Source organism: Bradyrhizobium sp. BRP23 (genome assembly GCF_020194135.1).
Lineage (GTDB): Bacteria > Pseudomonadota > Alphaproteobacteria > Rhizobiales > Xanthobacteraceae > Bradyrhizobium > Bradyrhizobium yuanmingense.
Genome location: NZ_JADYVW010000014.1, coordinates 47,444 through 64,751, shown reverse-complemented (window position 1 = coordinate 64,751; position 17,308 = coordinate 47,444). Strand labels below are relative to the sequence as shown.

The window sequence follows — 17,308 nt, the reverse complement described above, 5'->3', positions numbered from 1 at the left end:
TGCTTTAGCCGGTGCCGAACGCCTTGAAGGTGATGATGGTGAGAGTGTCCTGGATGCCCGGCAGCACCTGCACCTTCTCATTCACGAAGTGGCCGATGTCGGTGTCCTTGTCGACGTAGAACTTCACCAGGAGGTCGTATTGGCCGGCCGTGGAGTAGATCTCGGAGGCGATCTCGGCTTCGGCAAGCGCATTGGCCACCGTATAGGACTGGCCGAGCTTGCACTTGATCTGAACGAAAAAAGGAACCATCGCGGGCACTCCGAAAGCGTATTCTTCCGGCTAATAGGCCAAAACCGGCTGGATTTAGCAAGCGAACTTGCTGGATCATCCGAGGTGCATTCGGGCGCGATGCTAGGATGGGACCACTGCGGCGGCCAATGCATCCCTCAGGCGCTGGGCGAGCTCGACCTTGCGGTAGGGCTTGGTCAGCACGACCGCTCGCGCCTGCGCGCGGCCCTGCTCGACCAAGGTCTCCAGCGCGTAGCCCGAGGTGAACAGGACCGGCAGGCCGGGACGCACCCGCCGCGCCTGATCGGCGAGCTCCCAGCCGCTCATGCCGCCCGGCATCACGATATCGGTGAACAGCAAGTCGATGCCGGGATCGCCCTGCAGCTGCTGCAAGGCATCCTTGCCGTTGACCGCGGCGACGACGCGATATCCGAGCGCTTCCACCCTGCGAATGACGGAGGAGCGGACGAACGGATCGTCCTCGACGATCAGGATCGTCTCGTAGCCTCGCGGCGCCGTGTCCTCGCCGTCGGGAAGATCGGCTTGCGACCTACCGGTGCTCGCGCGCGGCAGGTAGATCCTGGCCGTGGTCCCAAGGCCAGCCTCGCTGTAGATCGAGACATGGCCGCCTGATTGCTTGGCAAAGCCATAGACCATGCTGAGGCCGAGGCCCGAGCCCTTGCCGACCTCCTTGGTGGTGAAGAACGGCTCGAACGCGCGTGCGGCGACCTCGGGCGTCATGCCTTCGCCGTCATCGGTAACCGCGATCAGGACGTAGCTGCCGGGTGCGACCTCCCGGTGAACGGCACCGTCATCATCCTCGATCGTGATCAGCTCCGTGGCCAGCGTGAGGTGGCCTCCCGATGGCATGGCATCCTGCGCGTTGAGCGCGAGATTGAGCACGGCGGATTCGAGCTGGGCGCGGTCGGCAAAGGCCAGGATCGTGCCGGGCCCGGAGGTCGTCCTGATCTCGATGTCTTCGCGCAAGGTGCGCTTGAGCAGCTTGAACATGGAATCGAGCAGGCTCCGGCAATCGATCGTCTGAGGCCGCAGCAATTGGCGGCGGCTGAAGGCGAGCAGGCGCTGCGTCAGCTCGGCACCCCGTTCGCCCGATTGGCAGATGTCGTCGGCAAAGCGCCCGAGGTCGGGCCTCGCCTTTAGCTGCTCGCTCAGGTGCTCGGCATTGCCGATGATGACGGTCAGCAGATTGTTGAAGTCATGCGCGATGCCGCCGGAGAGCTGACCGACCGTCTCCATCTTCTGCGCCTGCTGAAGCTGCTGCTCGGTCAGCTTGCGCGCGGTGAGGTCGTGGACGATGCCGACGAAGATCAATTCGCCGTCCTGCCGCGCCTGGCCGACCGACAGCTCCATCGGAAACGTCGTGCCGTCCTTGCGCAGGCCGACGGCCTCGCCGCCGGTCGCGAAATGCCGCGCCTGGCGCTCGGATGCTGCATCCGCCTCGGGCATCAGCATGCCGACGTTGCGGTTCATCACCTCGTCGGCACGGTAGCCGAACAAGCGCTCGCAGGCCGGATTGAACAGCAGGATGCGGTCCTGCGCATCGAGCAGGATGACGCCGTCGACCGCGGTCTCGACGATCGCGGTGAGGCGCGCCACGCTCTCGCGCATCGCGCGCTGGGCGTCGCGGACCTGCTGCAGCAGCAGCGTGGCGTCGCGGCTCTTGATTTCCTCCTCCTCGAGCGCGGCCTGGACCTGTCGCAGCTCGAACGGCGAGGGGATCGTGAGGATCTTCGGCAGCAGCGGCCAGAGCGCGGCGGCGGTGAAGACCGACGCGACCGCCGTGGCGGCCTTGAGCATGCCCTCGATGCCGTAGATCGGAACCCAGAGCGTATAGATCGACAGCACGTGGGTCAGGCCGCACGCCATGATGAAGATCGCGAACGCCCAGTAGACCCAGCCGAACTTGAGGTCGCGCCGCTTGGTGACGAGGATAGCGAGGGCGAACGGGATCGAGAAATAGGCAGCGGCAATGCTGGCGTCGGAAACGACGTGAAGCCAGATCAGCTGAGGCTCCCACAACAGGCAGATGCCGTGCGGCGACAGCATGGACGAGTCGAGGAGACGTTCGAAGAAGGCCCACATCGTTCCACCCCAAGGAGTCTTGTTCAGGTGGCTTGCAGGGCCGGCGGCCCGCAACATGGGGGCGCTGGACGGTTCCACCACCTGACGTCTCGCGTAACCGGCGAAGCACGCTAAGGTACGCGACTATAGCAAGGGTCCGGCGCCGTTGCATTTTCAAGCCCGCATCATTGCGGGCCTTGGTCCGCGCGGTGTCCGACTGATTCGCAAGGCGCGCAATCGGTTCGCGAATCACGCCTGGCGGCGGCCCGGCGCGCTTGCTGACGTTCCACGGTCGCGCTACGAGAGGCCATGGCGGCCTCCTCAAGCACATGTCTCCCGCGATGACGACCCCGGTCGCACTCACCATCGCCGGTTCCGATTCGAGCGGCGGCGCCGGCATCCAGGCGGACCTGAAGACCTTTGCCGCGCTCGGCGTCTATGGCGCCTCCGTGATCACGGCGCTGACGGCGCAGAACACGCGCGGCGTGACCGGCATTCACGCGGTGCCGGCCGGGTTCGTCACCGAGCAGATCGACGCGGTGTTCTCCGACCTCGACATCGGTGCGGTGAAGATCGGCATGGTGGCCCAGGCCGCCAGCATCGATGCCATCGCGGCCGCGCTTTCGCGCTGGGCGCCGCGGCATGTCGTGCTCGATCCCGTCATGGTGGCGACCTCCGGCGACCGCCTGCTCGCCACTGAAGCCGTCGACGCCCTGCGCACCAGGCTGATGCCGCTGGCTGCCGTGATCACGCCGAACCTGCCGGAGGCTGCGGCCCTGCTCGATGCGCCGGTGGCGGCGAGCGAGGCCGAGATCGAAAGCCAAGGACGCCGCCTGCTGGCGCTGGGCTGCCGCGCCGTCCTGATCAAGGGCGGGCACGGCGAGGGCGCCGAGAGCACCGACTATCTCGTCACTGCCGAGACCGCGATCGCGCTCGCCGCGCCGCGTGTGGCCACCCGCAACACCCATGGCACCGGCTGCTCGCTGTCCTCCGCCATCGCGGCAGGGCTGGCCAGGGGCGAGGACCTCGAGGCCGCCGTGCGCAACGCCAAGGCCTGGATCAGCGCCGCGATCGCCGCCGCCGACCGCTTCAGCGTCGGCCACGGCCATGGGCCGATCCATCATTTCCACAAGTTCTACTGAGGCGGGCTTGCTTCGCCTCCCCCGCAAGCGGGGGAGGGAGCGCCCCCACCCTGCGGCGCCATGTCGCCTGATTGTCGCATGCGACTGATATTCGCGGGGAGGGCGAGGCAAGGCGTGATTCGTATTTGAAGGTGCCTCAAGGGTTCAATCGGTCATCCCCCTGTCACGGGACATTGTTACAGGCTGGCGCATGGGAAGTTACGATGTGAGTGACGAGAGCCCGGAGCGGCGCTTTCGCACGTTGTTCATCTCCGACGTCCATCTCGGGGCCCGCGGTTCACAAGCCGATCTTCTGCTCGACTTCCTGCGCTACCATGATGCCGATACGATCTATCTCGTCGGCGACATCGTCGACGGCTGGGCGCTGAAATCGAGCTGGCACTGGCCACAATCGCATAATGATCTGGTCCAGAAGCTTTTGCGCAAGGCGCGCAAGGGCGCCAAGGTCATCTACATTCCTGGCAATCACGACGAGTTCCTGCGCAACTATTACGGCACGCATTTCGGCGGCATCGACGTGGTCGAGAACACGGTTCACACCGGCGCCGACGGCAAGCGCTATCTCGTCATTCACGGCGACATCTTCGATCTCGTGGTGCAGAACGCGCGCTGGCTCGCCCATCTCGGAGACAAGGCCTACGACTTCGCGATCCAGATGAACCGCCTGGTCAACTTCTTCCGCCGCCTGTTCGGCGTGCCCTATTGGTCGCTGTCGCAATGGGCCAAGCAGAAGGTCAAGAACGCCGTCAACTATATCGGCGCCTTCGAGCAGGCGCTCGCCGCCGAGGCGCGGCGTCACCAGGCCGACGGCGTGATCTGCGGCCACATCCACTACGCCGTGATCCGCGACGAGGCCGGCATCCGCTACATGAATTGCGGCGACTGGGTGGAGAGCTGCACCGCCCTGGTCGAGCATGACGACGGCCATTTCGAGATCATCACCTGGGCGGATCAGTTGCGGAAGCCGGAGCAGGTGCCACAGGTCGCAGCCAGAGCTGCATAACAAGGACCACTTGATGCGCATCCTGGTCGCGACCGACGCCTGGCACCCGCAAGTCAACGGTGTGGTTCGGACGCTGACCAAGCTCTCTGACGCTGCAAAAGCGCTCGGCGTCGAGTTCACGTTCCTGACGCCGCAATCGTTCCGCACCTTCGCGATGCCGAGCTATCGCGACGTGCGCCTCGCCATGCCGCGCCCGGCCCGGATCGCAAGGCTGATCGAGGAGGCGCGTCCCGACAGCATCCACATCGCGACCGAAGGGCCGATCGGCCTGATGGTCCGCCGCTATTGCCGCCAGCGCAAGCTGCCGTTCACGACCAGCTTCCATACCCGCTTTCCCGAATATGTCCGCGCCCGCGTGCCAGTGCCGGGCTCGCTGATCTGGCGGGCGCTGCGGCGCTTCCACAGCGCCAGCCGCGCCGTGATGGCGGCGACGCCGGCGCTCGCGCGCGAACTGACCGAGCGCGGCTTCGACAATGTCGTGCTGTGGCCGCGCGGCGTGGACACCACGCTGTTCCACCCGCGCGTCATCGATCTCTGCCTGCCGGCACCCGTGTTCCTGTCGGTCGGCCGCGTCGCAGTCGAGAAGAATCTCGAGGCGTTCCTCGACCTCGACCTACCCGGCACCAAGGTGGTCGTCGGCGACGGCCCGGCGCGCGCCTCGCTGGAAGAGGTCTACCCCGATGCGATCTTCCTCGGCGAGAAGCACGGCGAGGAACTGGCGGATATCTACGCGGCCGCCGACGTGTTCGTGTTCCCGAGCAAGACCGACACCTTCGGCCTAGTCCTGCTGGAGGCGCTCGCGAGCGGCCTGCCGGTCGCGGCCTTCCCCGTGAAGGGTCCCCGCGACGTGATTGGCGATGCGCCGGTCGGCGCGCTCGATCACGATCTGCGCAATGCCTGCTTCGCGGCGCTCGATATCTCCCGGCAGGACTGCGTCGCGTTCGCCGCCAACTACACCTGGGAGGCCTCGGCAACGGTCTTTATCGACAGCATTTTGGCGGTCGGGGCGGTGCTGCCCGGCCGGACCGGCGCGGAACAGCCGCGTTTCGTGGCTTGAGGCAAGAAATCCTCTCGCGGAGGTGTCTTGCCCGGGCCTGAGCGGCCGCGATAACATTCCGCCATGACCGAACAGGCCCTTCCGGTCGGCCCTGCCGACATCGATGCCGCAGCGCGTGTGATCGCGCCTTACGCCATCCGCACCCCGCTGTTGTCCTTCCCCGTGCTCAACGAGCGCGTCGGTGCGAAAGTGTTCCTGAAGCCGGAGATGCTTCAGCGCACCGGCTCGTTCAAGTTCCGCGGTGCGTTCAACAAGGTGTTCTCGATCCCGCAGGACAAGCGCGCCGGCGGCGTCGTCGCGTTCTCCTCCGGCAACCACGCCCAAGGCGTGGCGGCGGCGGCAAAGATCCTCGACATGCAGGCCACCATCGTGATGCCAGCGGACGCCCCGCTGTCGAAGCGCGAGCGCACCAAATCCTACGGCGCCGAGGTCGTGCTGTACGACCGCGACAAGGACGACCGCGAGGCGATCTCGCGCGGCATTGCCGAGAAGCGCGGCGCGACGCTGGTCAAACCCTACGACGATCCGTTCGTGATCGCAGGGCAGGGCACCGCCGGCCGCGAGATCGCCGAGGACATGGCAACGCTCGGGCTCGGCCCCGACATCGTGGTGGCGCCGGCCTCCGGCGGCGGCTTGATCGCGGGTGTCGCGACCGCCGTGAAGGCGCGCTATCCGCAAGCCGAGATCGTGGTCGCCGAGCCCGAGGCCTTCGACGATCACGGCATTTCACTCAGCGCAGGCCATCGCGAGCCGCATCCGCCGGCCGGCCGCACCATCTGCGATGCGCTGATGGCCCTGATGCCGGGCGAGATGACGTTTGCTATCAACAGCAAGCTCTTGGCGCGCGGCGTCACGGCGTCGGACAAGGAAGTCGGCGCGGCGGTCGCCTTTGCCTATCGCGAGCTGAAGCTGGTGGTGGAGCCCGGCGGCGCGGTGGGGCTTGCTGCGCTACTCGCGGGCCGCCTTGATGTGGCCGGCAAGAACGTCGTCATCGTGCTGTCAGGCGGCAATGTCGATGCGGAACTGTTCGCGGAGCTGGTGGCCTGATCGTCATTCCGGGGCTCGCGCAGCGAGAGCTATGATGCGCAATTGCGCATCTGAGAATCCATAACCACGATCGGGAGTATGGATTCCGGGCCTGCGCCTTACGGCGCATCCCGGAATGACCAAGAACAGACATGAAGAAGGGGCAGAGCGTTTCCGCTCTGCCCCTCTGTCGTCTCGCTCGCCGCAATCAGCGCGTGAAGCCGCCGCGACGGTTGCCGCCATTGTTCATGCTCGGCGCTTGGTTCATCGACTGCCGGAAGTTGTTGTTGCTGCTGACCATGCGGCTCGGCATCGTGTTGATCTGCGGGCGGGTGTTCTGCACGTTGGTCTGCACCTGCACCTTATTCACCGGGTTATTGTTGAGCTTGACGATGCCGGTGTTGCCGTTGTTGAGCCGGATCGGGCGGTTCGGAGTCTGCACGTTGACCGGCTTCGACTCGATGTTCGGGCCACCCTTGCCGACATTCACCGGCATGGTCACGATCTTGCCCGGCTTGATGGTGCCGCCATTCGGCATGGTGCTGGTCGCAGGCAGGGTCACGATCTTGCCGATGCCGACCTTGCCGTTGACCGTATTGGTCGGCGCAGGCAGCGTGACGATCTTGCTCGGGGTCTGCGGCGGCGTGCCGTTCTGCGGGTTCGGCTGGTTGTTGCCCGCAGGCAGGGTGACGATCTGTCCGCCATTGCCGAGCTTGCCGACGACATTGCCGTCGAGCGGCTTCTGCACGACCGGCAGATTGCCGTTCACCTGCGCGCCATTGCCCTGCTGCATCAGCGGCATGTATTTGGGCTGGCCGAGATTGCCGATCTTGATCGTCGGAGCAATGGTCTGCGGCGCCAGGAACTTGGTCGCCTGCATCAGGGGGATCTGCTTCGGCTGCGTCTGCAGCTTCAGCGCGACCTGCGCATAGGGGCTGTTGCCGTAGCTGTCATAGAAGCTCTTGTAGGCGAGCGGCGAGTTGGCGAGCACCGCCTTGTGCCAGGCCTGCGAGATCAGGATGTTGTTGAGCAGCCAGCGGATGTGGTCGCACAGCGGGTCGTGCGGGTACATCCGGATGAACTCCTGATAGTACTCCGGCCGGCCCTCGGACACGACGTAGTCATAGGCCTGGCGGGTGGAGCGGCTCGGCAGGTTGGAGGCCATCTGCACGACCGGCGCCTTCACCGGCGCGCGGTTGGCGGCAACGGCGGTGTCACCGAAGAAGGTGAAGTCGCTCGTCAATGACGAGCTCTCCCACGGAATCTGCGCGCCGCTGGTGGTCTGGTTGACCTGCAGGCGCACGCGCTTGAACAGCTGCTCGATCGGCACGTTGGGCTCGCGCGCGACGTTCAGGAACGCCTGTGTGTACGGGCTGTGGCCATTGGTGCCGTCGAGCGCCTCGGCACCTGGCGCGGTCGAGTAGCCGACGATCGAGCCGTTCGGAGCATCGACGATGGCAAGGCCACGGCCGGCGTCGTTGATTTCAGGGAAAGGGTTGTTGCGGCAGGCATCGAGGATGACGATGCGCATGCGGCTCGGGATCGTCTCCAGCGTCGACATCACGTCGACGAGGCGCAGCGAATTGTTGACCAGCTCGGTCGGGCTGGAAACCTTGGCGTCGACCGGAACGAGATAGTTCTCGCCGGCGAGCTGCACGCCGTGACCGGCGTAATAGACCATCGCCACCGTGTTCGGACCGCGCGAGGCGACCTTGGCGGAGAAGTCCTGGACGACGCGGAGCATGTCGTTCTGGGTCAAGTCGGTCGCGGCGACCACTTCGAACCCGGCGGAGTTCAGGAACTGCGCCATCGACTGGGCGTCATCGTCGGGATTCGCAAGCTGCGGCGCGTTCTGGTAGTTGGCATTGCCGATCACCAGCGCCACCCGCTGCTCCGGGCCTTGCAGCGCGGTGGGGGCAGGCTGCACGGGGGCGACTTGCGCGGAAACGGGCCCGCAGGCGAAGCCGAACAGGCTTCCCAGCAGGCTCGCCGTCATGAAAAAGGGCTTTAGGCGGAACATGGCGTGCTCCTTTGGCACTCATCTCGATGCGAGATTGGTTGCGCGCAAGCTTGGCCGCGTTCGACCCTTGCGGTCCGTGATCCCTGTCACCATGCTGGCCTCCGTGATCTGAATCACGCTCGGAACCTGTTATGGTTAGCGATCGGTTGGGAGGACGTCCGCCACATGTTGAAATCGATCGATCCGATCCTCACCCCCGATTTGCTCTGGCTGCTCGCCGCGATGGGCCATGGCGACGACCTCGTGTTCGTCGACGCCAATCACCCCGCCGCCCGGATCGCGCAGAGCACCTCGTCGCAGCGCCTGATCCAATTGCCGGGCATGACGATGGAAACTGCCATCCGGGCCATCATGTCGGTCTATCCGCTCGACGATTTCGATCCCGATCCGGTGCGTGTGATGATGCCGGTCGACGATCCCGACCGCGTGCCCGAGGTGCAGCGCGCCGTGCTCGCGGAGATCGCACGTGCGGCTGGCCGGCCGGTCACGCCCGGCAAGCTCGCGCGTCCCGATTTCTATCGCGCGGCAGCGGCAGGCTTTGGCGTCGTGCAGGTCGGTGACAGCAGGGGCTATGGCTGCTTCCTGATCAGGAAGGGCGTGATCGGTTAGGAATATCATGAAGCATCCATCCTCACTGATCGTGTTCGGCGGCCTTCCAGGTACCGGTAAGACGACGATCGCTCGCGAACTCACCGCCAGGCTGGCGGCAACCTATCTTCGTATCGATGCGATCGAGCAGCCATTGCGGGACGCAGGTTTCATCGTCGGCGCAGCCGGCTATGCCGTTGCCAACACGCTCGCCGCCGAAAACCTCAAGCTCGGGCGCATCGTCATCGCGGACTGCGTCAATCCCGTGCTGGCAAGCCGCGCCGGATGGCGGCAGACTACCTTGCGAACCGGCGCAGGCATCGTCGAGATTGAAGTGATTTGCAGCGAACCGGCGTTACACCGGCAGCGCGTGGAAAACCGGCTGCCTGACATTGACGGTCACAGGGTCCCAACCTGGGATGACGTCGTGAGCCTGACTTACGAGCCGTGGGATCGGGAGCACTTGGTGCTCGATACGGCCGAGAGTTCGCTCGATCATGTCCTGGACGGCGTTGAAGCGCATGTGCGCACAAGATCGGCTAGTCGTCTTACTGGCGTTTGCTGGGACGAAACGCCTCGCACTCGAATTTGAGTGGCCTTCTCGCATCCGCCTGTCTATCGTCGATTCATGTCTCGCCTTCTGTGTCTCTTCGTTGCTGTCGTCCTGTCGCTGCTGCCGGCTGTGGCACCGGCCGAGCCCGTGCAAAAGCGCCCCAAGCCGGTCTGGAAGGGCTACGGCTTTCTGCCGGGCTATCGGCAGCCGCTCAGCAACAGCATCCCGCTCTACAAGCAGAAAGACGCCATGCGCCGCCTGTCGCGCGCCGACCGGCGCCATTGGTACATCGACCCGGTTCCACAATATTATCGCTGGGACGGCGAGTGGCACTATTTCGGCCGCCCCGGATTCAACGGCGGCCGCTACAACGGCGGCAGCTATGGCCCGTGCTGGACGCGCACGCCGATCGGTCCGATCTGGAATTGCGGGTGAGGCGCTGACAGTCAGGGAAAGCTGCGGACGACCTCGATCAAGCTGACGATTGCGGCATTGAACGCATCGAGGTCCTCGGCCGGAATCCAATACTCCAGATGTGAGCGTCCGCCCGCTTCCTGCGCATCGTATTTTTCGATGAAGCTGCGCTTGACTGCAAAACGGGTCACGAAGCCCGATCCGCTCGCCGGGACATTCCAGTCCCGCGCGATCTTGATGGCGTAGTCTTCGGTCAGCACCGGATAGAAGATCGGCTGGTCGGGCAGGCGCGGCGGAAACGCGCCCATGCCGGATTGCTGGATCAACTCCAGCTCTTTTGGACCGACGGGCCGCCAGAGAGTGAGGGTATCTTCGGTGGGGGACATGGGCGTGAGGTCCAAGATCGACCGTCGTCGTTGCGAGCGCAGCGAAGCAATCCAGAATCCTCCGCGGAGACAGCCTGGATCGCTTCGCTGCGCTCGCAATGACGGTGTGGGGGGAGTGCGCGCCCCTTACGAAAAGAACGCGATCTTCTCGGCCTGGGTCATGCGGCGGATCGGGGCGAGCGGGTCGTTGGCCGGTGCGCGGGGTTTTTGCAAGATGCCGCTGGCGAGGATGGTGGCGCCGAGCGAGGCGTCGGACATGGACGCGGGCAGGGGCGAGGGCATCGGCAGCGTCGCGGCCGGGGCTGCCGCCATTGATGCTGCGGCCGCCATGGCCGGTGCCTGCTGCTCCATCACTTCGGCGGCGGCTTCCGCGATGGCGTCGGTGAGGCGCGCGAGCGAGTCCAGCGCGATCGGCGCGTCCGCGGCGGGCTCTTCGGCGATGGCTGCGAGGACAGGCTCGGCTGCGACCGGCTCCGGCTGTTCGGTGGCAATAGGCGCCACGACATCCGAGAGCGCCGGCTCCGGCGTCGCGGCTGCCATCTCCACCGGCTCGATGATCTCGTCAAACTCGGGATCGGGCGCGGCCATCTCCATCGCGATGGCCTCGAGGATGGCTTCGTCCTCGGCCTCGGCTGCGGCGTCGAGCGAGAACTCCTCGCTTGCTTCCGTCAAGACCTCCGGCTGAGCGGCCGGCTCTTCAAACGCGACGGCTTCGAGCTCGGCATCATTAGGCGCGCCGTTTTCGAGCGCCGCGCTTTCGGAAGGGATCTGGCTTTCGGCCGCGATCCCCTGTGCGGCAGCCGCGTCCATGGCCTGCTCGGCCATGGCAGAGGTTTCAGCGACGGCCGCTGCTTCGACGGCCGCATCGAGTTCCGGAGCTGCCGCGATCTCTTCGCGTGTCTCCGTAAAAGCCACGGATGCATCGCCCGCCATCGCCGCCGACTCGACGGGCGAGGCTTCTGCGACTGATGACGGCGCCTCCTGCGCCGGAGCAGGCGCGGCCTGCGGCGTTGCGTCGCCGTCGAGCTGCTCGACTCGATCCTTCAGCAGATCGAACGCAGCGTTGAGCTCGATCCGGGGATCGAGGGTCGAGATCTGCCCGCAGGCGGCCTCGATCGAGGCCAGCTGCGAATCAATGAGGTCGCAGATTCGCCCGTCGGCGCCGATCTCGCGCCAGCGCCAGGAGATCTCCTTGATGATGCGTACCCCGCGCGGGATCGGCGCGAGACTCGCCTCGATCGCGCCGGGATCGAACGCGGCGAGCGCGATCGTCTCGGCCTCGCGGATGGCGCGGCGGATCTCGACCAGCGCCTCGGGCAAGCGGTCCTCGACCACCGGTTGCCGCTGTGCCGCAAGGGTTTCCTCGATTTTGGCGACCGCATCCAGCACCATGCGAGTGTCGGCATTGCGGTTGCGCTTGGCATATTCGCCGAGGAACCAGCGGCCGCGCGCGGTCTCCATGAAGGCTTCGCGGATCGCGTCGTAATCCTGCTCGTTCGGCGCGGCCGCGCGGGCAGACATGGGCGAGAGGGCGAATGCTTCGTTGGCCATGACAATCTCGTCGCGCAAATCAGTGCGCGTTACTGTAACGATCACCACGATATCGACCGAATCGCAATTGGTTTGATGCAGTCCGAATCACAAATCCCCATCGCGGCAGCGACGAAGCGGCGATTCGCCGTGAGCCTCGCCGTGTTCTATTCGGCCTTCTTTGCGGTCCTGGGCACGCATGTGCCGTTCTTCCCGGTCTGGCTGAAGGCGATCGGCATTGACGCTGTCTGGATCGGCATCATCGCTGCGCTGCCGGCGATCACGCGCTTCACCACGCTGCCGCAAGTGACCGCTTTTGCCGAAAAGCGGCAGGCCATTCGCGCCGCCATCATGGTGTCGGCGCTGGCCACCGCGATCGGATTTACGATGGTCGGCCTGCAGCAGCAGCCGCTGGCGCTGTTCCTGATCTATGCGCTGACCTGCATGGTGTGGACGCCGACGATGCCGCTGACCGATGCCTATGCGTTGCGCGGTGTCGCCCGCTACGGGCTCGATTACGGACCCCTGCGGCTGTGGGGGTCGGCGGCGTTTGCCGCCGGCTCGCTCGCCTGCGGCTATCTCGTCGACGTCGTCGCTCCGCGCGACCTGATCTGGGTCATCGTCGCCTGGGCCGTCGTCGCGGTTCTCGCCAGCCTGCTGCTGCAGCCGCTCGACGATCTCAGGCGGAGGACGCCGGAGCGGCATGCCGGCAAGCCGCTGCTGCGCGATGCAGCCTTCTGGGCCGTGATCGCGTCGGCGGCGCTGATCCAGAGCAGTCACATAGCCTTCTACACCTTCTCGGCCATCAACTGGCAGCTCCAAGGCATCAGCGGGCTGACCATCGCGGTGCTGTGGACGCTGGGCATCATGGCAGAGATCGTCGTGTTCGCGCTGTCGCCGCGCTTCTCGCTGCAGCCGTCCACGCTGATAGCCTTCGGCGGCGTGATCGCCGTGCTGCGCTGGATCGTCACCGCGAGCGAGCCGCCGCTCGTGCTGCTCGCGATCGCCCAGCTCGGCCACGGCTTCAGCTTCGGCCTGACCATCGTCGGCACCATGAACCTTTTGGTGCAGCGCGTGCCTTCGCATCAGATCGCGCGCGGGCAGGGCTATTACGCCGCCTGCAACGGGCTCCTGGGGGCGGCGACGTCGATCGCATCAGGCGCGATCTACGCCCGCATCGGCGACAATGTCTATTACGTCATGGCCGCGATGGCCGCTGCCGGCGCCATTCTGATCTGGTCGGCGCGGCATCGCCTCACGGCTCAGCCCCAGAGCGAAACATCCGGCGGGTAGACCAGGCTGCCGTCATAACGCAGGCCGTGGTCGCGGTCGCGCGCCAGCAGCAAGGGGCCGTCGAGATCGACGAAGCGCGCCTGCGGCGTCACCAGCATCGCCGGCGCCATCGACAGCGAGCTCGCGACCATGCAGCCGATCATGATCTCGAAGCCGAGCGCCCGGGCAGCATCGGCCATGGCCAGCGCCTCGGTGAGGCCGCCCGTCTTGTCGAGCTTGATGTTCACGGCGTCGTAGCGTTCGCGCAAGGGCGCAAGCGAAGAGCGGTCATGCACGCTCTCGTCGGCGCAGACGGCGAGGGGGCGCTTGATGCGCGCCAGCGCTTCGTCGCGGCCTGCCGGCAGCGGCTGCTCCACCAGGGTGACGCCCGAAGCGGCGCAGGCGGCGAGATTGGCCTCCAGATCGGCCTCGGTCCATGCCTCGTTGGCATCGACGATCAGCTCGGCCTCAGGGGCGGCCTTGCGCACGGCCGCGATGCGCTCCGGATCGCCGTCGCCGCCGAGCTTGATCTTGAGCAGCGGACGGTGCGCCGCTTTGGCGGTCGCGGCGGCCATGACCTCGGGGGTCGCTAACGAGATCGTGTAAGCCGTGGTGCGCTCTTCCGGGGCCGGGCGGCCCAGCAGGTTCCAGGCGCGCAAGCCCGCCGCCTTGGCCTCGAGGTCGATCAGGGCGCAATCCAAGGCGTTGCGGGCCGCACCTGATGGCATTGCGGCCTGCAGGGTCTCTCGCGTCAGCCCGCCCGCGACGGCCTCCTGCATGGCCTGGATCGCGGCCAGCGTCGCCTCCGGCGTCTCGCCGTAGCGGGGATAGGGCACGCATTCGCCGCGGCCGGTCAGGCCGCCCCGGCTGACCTCCGCCACGACCGTGACGGCCTCGGTTTTGGCGCCCCGACTGATGGTAAAACTGCCGGCGATCGGGAAGCGCTCGATTCGCGCCGCCAAAGCTGCAAATTTCATGGAAGTCATTTTGAACTCTGGCGAAATCTGAACCTGCTAGTTACCTCTAGCAACTAACATTAACCCCTTGGGGATACCTTCTCTGGGTAAGGGCGCGTGCGCAACCATCTGATTTTCTCCGCCCCGGCGCGGGAGCGGACATGAGTGGCGATCCGAAGCTGGAACGGATTGCCAAGGGCAACGCGCTGGCACTGTGCGCCACCGGCACCTGGACCGCGAGCTTTGCGCCGGTCCTGGAGCGCATGGTGGCGGACGCCGAGAAGCTCGCAGGCACCCCGCAAAGCATCTTCATCGACGTCTCCGAGGTCGCCAAGCTCGACACGTTCGGTGCCTGGCTGATCGAGCGGCTGCGCCGCAGCCTGACCCAGGGGGCCGTCGAGGCGCAGATCGCGGGGCTCTCCGCCAATTATTCCAGCCTCGTGGACGAGGTGCGGCGGGTCAGGGGGGCGGCCGTGGTCGACAGCGACCCGATCACCATCTCCGGGATGCTGGAGCAGATCGGCCGGACCGTGGCCGGCGTCGCCGGCACGGTGGCAGGCCTCGTCGACATGCTGGGGGCCGTGCTCGCGGCGTGGTTTCGCGTCCTGATTCATCCGCGCTCGTTCCGCCTGACCTCGACCGTGCATCACATGGAGCAGGTCTGCTGGCGCGCGGTGCCGATCATCGTGCTGATCACCTTCCTGATCGGCTGCATCATCGCGCAGCAGGGCATCTTCCATTTCCGCCGCTTCGGCGCCGACATCTTCGTCGTCGACATGCTCGGCGTGCTGGTGCTGCGCGAGATCGGCGTGCTCCTGGTCGCGATCATGGTCGCGGGCCGTTCGGGCAGCGCCTACACCGCCGAGCTCGGCTCGATGAAGATGCGCGAGGAGATCGACGCGCTGCGCACCATGGGGTTCGATCCGATCGAGGTCCTGGTGCTGCCGCGCATGATGGCGCTGGTGCTGGCGCTGCCGATCCTCGCATTCCTCGGCGCCATGGCCGCGCTCTATGGCGGCGGTCTGGTGGCCTGGCTCTATGGCGGCGTCCAGCCCGAGGCCTTCCTGCTGCGCCTGCGCGACGCCATCTCGATCGACCATTTCATCGTCGGCATCGTCAAGGCGCCGGTGATGGCCGCCGTGATCGGCATCGTCGCCTGCGTCGAAGGGCTCGCCGTGCAGGGCAGCGCGGAATCGCTGGGTCAGCACACCACCGCGTCGGTGGTGAAGGGCATCTTCTTCGTCATCGTCATGGACGGCATCTTCGCCATCTTCTTCGCCTCGATCGGGATGTGACGATGGCAAGAGAAACTCAAAGCGAGATCCAGGACCCGATCATCCGCGTCCGCGGCATCACCGTGCAGTTTGGCTCAACGCGCGTGCTGGACGGGCTCAACCTCGACGTCAAGCGCGGCGAGATTTTGGGATTTGTCGGCCCCTCGGGCGCGGGCAAGTCGGTGCTGACGCGCACCATCATCGGCCTCGTGCCGAAGGTCGCGGGCTCCATCGAAGTGTTCGGCGTTGACCTCGATTCATCGAGCGCGTCGCAGCGGCGCAATGTCGAGCGGCGCTGGGGCGTCCTGTTCCAGCAGGGCGCGCTGTTCTCCTCGCTGACCGTGCGGCAGAACATCCAGTTTCCGATGCGCGAATATTTGCGCGTCTCGCAGCGGCTGATGGACGAGATCACCATGGCCAAGCTCACGATGGTCGGCCTCAAGCCCGAGGTCGCCGAGCGTTTCCCGTCCGAGCTCTCCGGCGGCATGATCAAGCGCGTGGCGCTGGCGCGTGCGTTGTCGCTCGATCCCGACCTCGTCTTTCTGGACGAGCCGACCTCCGGCCTCGATCCGATCGGCGCGGGCGACTTCGACGAGCTGGTTCGGACCCTGCAGCGCACTTTGGGGCTGACGGTTTTCATGGTAACCCACGACCTCGACAGCCTATACACAGCATGTGACCGCATCGCCGTTTTAGGGAACGGTAAGATCATTGCGGCAGGGTCGATCGCCGACATGCAGGCCTCGCAGCATCCCTGGCTGAGGCAGTATTTTCATGGCAAGCGCGCCCGCGCGGTCATGGGTTGAGAGCTGGGTTGAGTAGCCGGAGCACCTGATGGAAACGCGGGCGAACTACATTTTGATCGGCTCGTTCACGCTGGCGGTGATCGCCGCCGCGATCGGCTTCGTGCTGTGGTTTCAGTCGCTGCACACCACCAAGCAGCGCAGCCCCTTGCGCGTCGTGTTCGAGGGCCCGGCGGCGGGCCTGCGCAACGGCGGCAGCGTCAATTTCAACGGTATCAGGGTGGGCGAGGTGGTCTCGGTGAAGCTGGACAACCCGCGGCGGGTTGTCGCACTCGCCATGATCGAGAACAACGCCCCGATCCGCAAGGACACCCTGGTCGGCCTCGAATTCCAGGGTCTCACCGGCGTTGCGGCGATCTCGCTGAAGGGCGGCGAGGAGGCCGCGCCAGCTCCGCCGCTCGACCAGGACGGCATCCCGACGCTCACGGCCGACCCCAACAAGCTCCAGGATGTCACCGAGGCGATCCGCGCCACGCTGCAGAACGTCAACAAGATCGTCGCCGACAATCAGGAATCGGTGAAGAACTCGCTGAAGAACCTCGAGACCTTTACCAACTCGCTGGCGCGCAATTCCGAAAAGATCGACGCCGTGATGGCCAAGGTCGATGGCGTCATGCTCAAGGCCGACAATCTCATGCTCGGCCTCAACACGCTGGCCGGCGGCAAGGACGGCGGCGAGCTGTTCCAGGCGGTGAAGTCGATCCGCGAGCTAGCCGAAGATTTCGACAAGCGCTCGGGCGCTCTGATGGCCGACGGCCGCCGCACCCTCGGCGACATTAGCCGCGCCGTGAACAATTTCGACCGCAACCCGACCCGCGTCCTGTTCGGCGCCAGCAACTCGTCGCAGCCCGCCCCGCCGCCCGAGCCGCCGAAGCCTGCGGCAGCGCCGAGGCGGTAGGCGGTAGGAAAGCGCGAATGGGGAGTGGCGAATAGCGAGTAGCGTATACAGCCTTCCTCACGGATCGATCCCAAA

General features: G+C 65.8%; 17 protein-coding genes. 11 read left to right on the top strand and 6 right to left on the bottom strand.

Annotated elements, in window-relative coordinates:
• Positions 1 to 4 precede the first annotated feature (4 nt).
• A complete protein-coding gene (locus I6F24_RS29850) occupies positions 5 to 250 on the bottom strand; it encodes an Lrp/AsnC family transcriptional regulator (protein ID WP_018642903.1) in 246 nt (81 codons plus the stop codon).
• A 102-nt stretch (positions 251 to 352) separates the two neighbouring features.
• Entirely contained in the window at positions 353 to 2,332 is a 1,980-nt protein-coding gene (locus I6F24_RS29845) for a PAS domain-containing sensor histidine kinase (protein WP_225150645.1), read from the bottom strand.
• Positions 2,333 to 2,652: 320 nt separating this feature from the next.
• Here I6F24_RS29845 and thiD point away from each other — a divergent pair, with 320 nt between their 5' ends.
• The 4 genes from thiD (at position 2,653) to I6F24_RS29825 (ending at position 6,560) form a co-directional block, all read left to right on the top strand.
• Positions 2,653 to 3,453 (top strand): bifunctional hydroxymethylpyrimidine kinase/phosphomethylpyrimidine kinase, encoded by an 801-nt coding sequence (gene thiD, locus I6F24_RS29840; RefSeq protein ID WP_036030282.1) that lies wholly within the window; start codon positions 2,653 to 2,655, stop codon positions 3,451 to 3,453.
• Between the two features lie 190 nt (positions 3,454 to 3,643).
• On the top strand, positions 3,644 to 4,456 hold the full coding sequence (locus tag I6F24_RS29835) for a UDP-2,3-diacylglucosamine diphosphatase (RefSeq protein ID WP_109143147.1): 813 nt from the start codon (positions 3,644 to 3,646) through the stop codon (positions 4,454 to 4,456).
• Between the two features lie 13 nt (positions 4,457 to 4,469).
• Complete coding sequence (locus I6F24_RS29830; protein WP_225150647.1) at positions 4,470 to 5,513, top strand: glycosyltransferase family 1 protein; 1,044 nt, start codon at positions 4,470 to 4,472, stop codon at positions 5,511 to 5,513.
• A gap of 63 nt (positions 5,514 to 5,576) precedes the next feature.
• Entirely contained in the window at positions 5,577 to 6,560 is a 984-nt protein-coding gene (locus I6F24_RS29825; protein ID WP_225114178.1) for a threonine/serine dehydratase, read from the top strand.
• Between the two features lie 187 nt (positions 6,561 to 6,747).
• Here the strand turns inward: I6F24_RS29825 and I6F24_RS29820 are convergent, their stop codons facing one another.
• Positions 6,748 to 8,559 carry a caspase family protein gene (locus tag I6F24_RS29820; protein ID WP_225129391.1) on the bottom strand — a complete coding sequence of 604 codons (1,812 nt, stop codon included), beginning with the start codon at positions 8,557 to 8,559 and terminating at the stop codon, positions 6,748 to 6,750.
• Positions 8,560 to 8,724: 165 nt separating this feature from the next.
• Here I6F24_RS29820 and I6F24_RS29815 point away from each other — a divergent pair, with 165 nt between their 5' ends.
• Genes I6F24_RS29815 through I6F24_RS29805 form a run of 3 tightly spaced genes read left to right on the top strand, consistent with a single transcriptional unit; the run spans position 8,725 to position 10,135 of the window.
• Positions 8,725 to 9,168 carry an RbsD/FucU domain-containing protein gene (locus I6F24_RS29815; protein ID WP_225150649.1) on the top strand — a complete coding sequence of 148 codons (444 nt, stop codon included), beginning with the start codon at positions 8,725 to 8,727 and terminating at the stop codon, positions 9,166 to 9,168.
• A 7-nt stretch (positions 9,169 to 9,175) separates the two neighbouring features.
• Entirely contained in the window at positions 9,176 to 9,739 is a 564-nt protein-coding gene (locus I6F24_RS29810; RefSeq protein ID WP_225150651.1) for an AAA family ATPase, read from the top strand.
• A gap of 36 nt (positions 9,740 to 9,775) precedes the next feature.
• Entirely contained in the window at positions 9,776 to 10,135 is a 360-nt protein-coding gene (locus I6F24_RS29805; protein ID WP_036015565.1) for a hypothetical protein, read from the top strand.
• An 11-nt stretch (positions 10,136 to 10,146) separates the two neighbouring features.
• On the opposite strand, the gene I6F24_RS29800 is transcribed toward I6F24_RS29805, so the two are convergent.
• Positions 10,147 to 10,500: an ADP-ribosylation/crystallin J1 gene (locus I6F24_RS29800; RefSeq protein WP_225150654.1), complete on the bottom strand. Its 354-nt coding sequence runs from the start codon at positions 10,498 to 10,500 to the stop codon at positions 10,147 to 10,149.
• Positions 10,501 to 10,626: 126 nt separating this feature from the next.
• Positions 10,627 to 12,051, bottom strand: a complete 1,425-nt coding sequence (locus tag I6F24_RS29795) for a hypothetical protein (RefSeq protein WP_225150655.1) — start codon at positions 12,049 to 12,051, stop codon at positions 10,627 to 10,629.
• A gap of 75 nt (positions 12,052 to 12,126) precedes the next feature.
• Between I6F24_RS29795 and I6F24_RS29790 the strand changes: the two genes are divergently transcribed.
• The gene (locus I6F24_RS29790) at positions 12,127 to 13,323 is read left to right on the top strand and encodes an MFS transporter (protein ID WP_225150658.1); all 1,197 of its coding nucleotides are present in this window, start codon (positions 12,127 to 12,129) and stop codon (positions 13,321 to 13,323) included.
• On the opposite strand, the gene dgcA is transcribed toward I6F24_RS29790, so the two are convergent.
• Complete coding sequence (gene dgcA / locus I6F24_RS29785; RefSeq protein WP_036030241.1) at positions 13,293 to 14,288, bottom strand: N-acetyl-D-Glu racemase DgcA; 996 nt, start codon at positions 14,286 to 14,288, stop codon at positions 13,293 to 13,295. The two genes, I6F24_RS29790 and dgcA, sit on opposite strands and share 31 nt — an antisense overlap.
• 131 nt (positions 14,289 to 14,419) lie before the next feature.
• On the opposite strand from dgcA, the gene I6F24_RS29780 reads away from it, so the two are divergent.
• The 3 genes from I6F24_RS29780 to I6F24_RS29770 are packed head-to-tail and all read left to right on the top strand — an operon-like array spanning position 14,420 to position 17,233.
• Positions 14,420 to 15,553: an ABC transporter permease gene (locus tag I6F24_RS29780; protein ID WP_036030239.1), complete on the top strand. Its 1,134-nt coding sequence runs from the start codon at positions 14,420 to 14,422 to the stop codon at positions 15,551 to 15,553.
• Positions 15,554 to 15,555: 2 nt separating this feature from the next.
• The gene (locus tag I6F24_RS29775; protein ID WP_036015555.1) at positions 15,556 to 16,338 is read left to right on the top strand and encodes an ABC transporter ATP-binding protein; all 783 of its coding nucleotides are present in this window, start codon (positions 15,556 to 15,558) and stop codon (positions 16,336 to 16,338) included.
• 28 nt (positions 16,339 to 16,366) lie between these two features.
• On the top strand, positions 16,367 to 17,233 hold the full coding sequence (locus I6F24_RS29770) for an MlaD family protein (protein ID WP_036015558.1): 867 nt from the start codon (positions 16,367 to 16,369) through the stop codon (positions 17,231 to 17,233).
• Positions 17,234 to 17,308 lie beyond the last annotated feature (75 nt).